Below are 4,061 nucleotides of genomic sequence, written 5' to 3'. Positions count from 1 at the left end.
ACCCGTGCTGCGGTTAGTTGTGTTTGGTGTTCAGCGGTGTGCTCTCCCGATCCGCGCGGTCTGCTCCGCAGACACGACGCGCCGCCCCTACGGGGCGGGTCCGGCGCAAGCGCCGGACTGCCGGCCGCTCCGCGACCGGGCAGTACCAGGGCGCTGCGCGCCCTGGTCGGGACTTCGTCCCGGGGCCGGTCCACTCCGTGGCCCGGCCTTCAGGGCCTGACGGCCCTGAAGGGTCCAGTTCGCTCCGCGACCTGGACGAACGGCGTGCGCTCCGCGCCCGCCTGAGGCTGGCTAGGAGAGGGGTCCGTTGGGGTGGTGACGGTCCGTCAAGCTCGTTTGTGGGCTGGCGAGTTCGGTCGGATCCGGTCGCGGGCGGGCCCTCAGTGTAGCGCGGCCGGCCACTTCAGGGCAGCTCTTCCCAAAGTGTGCGTCACGCTAGTTTGATCAGATAGGTTAAGGGGTGGAAGGCTAGTCCCAGACTGGTCGGTTCAGGCTTTCGGCAGGGCTTCGTATTTCCAGGTTGTATCGTGCGTCATCCGCTCCACTGGATGAATCCTGGCCTCACTGGGTATCCCCTGGTGTGCGTCAGGTCCGGTGCCTTGGGCGGGTCGGGAGAGGGTGGGTTTTTGTGTCGGGGATGACGCTGTGGCCTCATCAGGTGGAAGCCGTTGACGGGGTGATGCGGGCCTTGCAGGAGCCGCCTGGTGGCATTCCCGTGCAGGGGCTTCGGTGTCAGGTGATCGCCGCGACCGGCTCAGGCAAGACCCTGATCGGCGTCGCTTCTGCCCAGCAGCTGGGCGCCCGCCGGGTCTTGGTGGTGGTGCCATCCCGCGATCTGCTGCTGCAGATGACCGCCGCCTGGAGGGCCGGCGGCCGTAGCGGGGCGATGGTCGGCCTGTGCGCCATCGAGGCCAGGGACGCGCGCGGTATCCCGTGCACGACCGACCCGCGCGAACTCGTGTCCTGGCTCGACGGACTCACGGGCCCCGTCACGGTGTTCACCACCTACCACTCGCTGGGCTTGGGAAAGCTGGAGACCGCCCACAAGGCCGGACTCTCCCCATGGGATCTCGTCGTGATCGACGAGGCGCACCGTTCCAGTGGGGATGGTTCGAAGCCGTGGGCGTTCATCCACGACCAGGCGCGCGTGCCCGCGGCCCGTCGGCTGTACATGACCGCGACACCCAGGATCTGGGAGACCCCCGACGCCGGTGAGGGCACGGGCGCGGGGCGGTTGGTGGCGAGCATGGATCCGGAGGGGTCGGAGATCTTCGGGCCGGTGGCGTACGAGATCTCGTTGTCGGAGTGCATTCGGCGGGGGCTGATCGCGCCGTACCGGGTCATTTGCCTGGATATCCGTGACCCTGAATTGCAGAAGACTCTGTCGACTGATGTCCAGGGCTCGGATGCCGTGCGCGGGGCGCGGTTGGCGGCGTTGCAGACGGGGGTGCAGACGGCGGCCGCGGACAAGGGGCTGCGCAAGGTGCTGACCTTCCACTCGCGGACCGGTGAGGCGGAGGCGATGGCCGTCGGCCAGGGCGACGTCGCCGCCCGGCTGCACGAAGAGGACCCGGGCCGGTTCCCGGATCCGCGGCGGGTGTGGGCGGACTGGCTGTACGGCCAGCATGCCCCCGGCCGGCGCCGGGCGACGCTGGAGGAGTTCGCCTCCGACGTGATCGAGTTCGATGATGGTAGTCAGCCGGAACCGGCCGTGCTGCGGCTCTTGAGTTCCGTTCGTGTGCTCGGTGAAGGCGTCGATACGGCGAATTGTGATTCCGTTGCTTTTTGTGATGCGCGGGGATCGATGGTCGATATTGTGCAAATGGTCGGGCGCGCCCTTCGGATGAAGCCGGGAGAGGCGAAAATGGCGTCCCTGATCGTCCCGGTATTCCTGAAAGAGGGTGAGGAGCCCGGGGACATGCTGGCCTCGGACTCCTTCGGGATCCTCGCGAAGATCCTCGGAGCGCTCCGCGCACACGACACCGAGACGATCGAAGCGCTCGCCGATCCCCGTGTGCGCAGCGGGAGTTGGGCCGAGGAAGGCGAGGACCTGGCCGTCGACGACGAGGCACTGGACGGGCTGGATGCTGACGCGGGCAGCGAGGACGCTGCGGAGCGGGTGAGCGACCGGGCGGCCGGCTTGCTGGAGTTCTCCACGCCGCGGGATCCGGCGTTGCTGGCGCGGTTCGTTCGGCTGCGGGTGATTGAGCCGGAGAAGGCCTACTGGGTACGTGGTCTGGAGGCCGCGGCCCGGTGGGTGGAGGAGCATGCGGGGGCGGCGTTGAAGGTGCCGTACGACTTCACCGCTCCTGAGCACTGGCCGCATCCGGGGTTTCCGCTGGGGGTGTGGCTGGCTGATCAGCGCAAGTACTACAACGCCGGTGAACTCTCCCCACAGCGGGCCGAGCAGCTGTATCGGCTGGGGATGGTGTGGAACCACCAGGAGTTGGCGTTCGAGGAAGGCCTGGCCGTCGCGCGGGCGTGGGCGGAGGTGCACGGGCACTTCCTGCCGCCAGCCACGGCGGTGTGGCGGGGGTATCCGATCGGGACCTGGGCGAAAAACATGCGGGCCGTGGGGCGGGAGTGTCTGGCGAACATCGCTTCCGGGGTTGAGGGTGAGGCGGTGTGGCTGGCCGGCTCGATGACCGCGGCCCGGTGGAAGGCGCTGGAGGAGGTAGATGCCGGGTGGTGTCCGGTCTGGTCGGTCGCCTGGCAGCGCAGTTTCCGGCTGGTGCAGAACCGGCTTGCCGCGGGCGGCAGCCTCCCGGCGGCCGCGGGCGAGGTCGTCGTCCAGGGCGTCGACCTCGGACGGTGGGTACGTGCGCAGCAGAACGGCTGGGACGGGCTTGTGCGGGCACAGCAGTACCTGCTGGAGACCTTCCTCGGTCTGGAACCCGCCGGGCCCGCAGCGGCGCCTGTGGGGGTGTTGCGGGGGCCGGAGGCAGCGTGGGCGCGGAATGTGGCCGCGGCCCGGCAGTGCCACGCGCGCGAGGGGCATCTGAAGGTGCCCCGCAAGCACGTCGAGCACCTTGTCGGCAGCGGGGCCGACGCGGGCGGGCCCGGGGACGGGGAAGCAGGCGGTGCTGAGGGCGTGGTGGCCATCCGGCTGGGGCAGTGGCTGGACAACACCCGGCGTCGGGCGGCGAAGCTCAGCGAGCAGCGGCGTGCTGATCTGGCGGCGTTGGGCGTGCCGTGGGCGGGAGGCGGGGCGTGAGCAGGTGGGAGCGGGAGGAATGGGACGGGGCGATGGCGCGGGCGGTGGTGGAGGTACGGACCGGGAAGGTGTGGGACCCGTGGGCGGTGGCCGTGGCCGCACACGTTTTCCTCAACCCTGTCGGGCGTGCCCGGTGGGAGGGTCGGGGTGAGGACCGGCTGGACGAGCTGCTGCTGCCGGTGGTGTGGGCGTCGGTTCATCCCTCGGAGCGGGCCGGGTACGCGGCGGTGCTGGAAGCCTTCACCGCACGGCATGAGGAGCGACTGGAGCGACTGTTCACCGAGTACGGGCCCGCCTCCGCGAACGCCACGCGGGGCGAAGGCCGGTACCAGGTGCTCGGCTACCCCGCCAGCCTCCTGATCCTTCAGCGCCTGTCCGGGGTCGGCAGCCGGGCCGGGCCGCACGCCTGGTGGAAGCGGGAGGGCCTGGAGGTGCGGTGGCTTCAGGACGCCGGCCAGGGGTGGGGCGTGGCCGGAGCCGTCGGCAGCGCGAAGTGGTCGACCTGGCCTTCGGTGACCGCGACACGGACCAGCTCGGTACGCCCGCCGCGGACGGCGGCGAACCCGGCGGCGTCCTCGGCCAAGGCGCGCGGCACATGGACGCCGGAGGGATCCAGGTCCGCGCAGTGCACGGTAACGAGCGGGAGCCGGGAGGCGGCGGCGCGCAGGGCGGTTTCGTGCTTGCCGGAGAGGGATTAGAAGCCGCCGCCGGAAGGGACGGTTACTCTCAGTTCTGCCTTGAAGACGGGAGAACGCGGTGGCCCGCGAGGCGGTCGTCGGTCCACGCGGTATGGCGTCCGCGGAGCTCGGCCGCGGTCAGGTCGGTGCGTCCGAGATCGTGGTAGTTC

At 70.2% G+C, this 4,061-nt stretch carries 2 protein-coding genes; both read left to right on the top strand.

Annotation, left to right across the window (positions count from 1 at the left end):
• Positions 1–637 precede the first annotated feature (637 nt).
• Complete coding sequence (locus ABT160_RS46525) at positions 638–3,214, top strand: DEAD/DEAH box helicase (RefSeq protein ID WP_351656364.1); 2,577 nt, start codon at positions 638–640, stop codon at positions 3,212–3,214.
• Positions 3,211–3,912 (top strand): hypothetical protein, encoded by a 702-nt coding sequence (locus tag ABT160_RS46520; protein ID WP_351656361.1) that lies wholly within the window; start codon positions 3,211–3,213, stop codon positions 3,910–3,912. The genes ABT160_RS46525 and ABT160_RS46520 overlap by 4 nt, the downstream gene beginning before the upstream one ends.
• The last annotated feature ends 149 nt before the right edge of the window (positions 3,913–4,061 follow it).

Origin of the sequence: Streptomyces sp. NPDC001941 (genome assembly GCF_040296945.1) — a bacterium.
Lineage (GTDB): Bacteria > Actinomycetota > Actinomycetes > Streptomycetales > Streptomycetaceae > Streptomyces.
The sequence above is the reverse complement of the archived record's forward strand: the minus strand, read 5'-3'. Positions and strand labels throughout refer to the sequence as shown.

Bases quoted from the DNA above. Each gene is read 5' to 3' on its own strand.
- ABT160_RS46525 (WP_351656364.1), top strand. From the start codon at position 638: ATGACGCTGTGGCCTCATCAGGTGGAAGCCGTTGACGGGGTGATGCGG.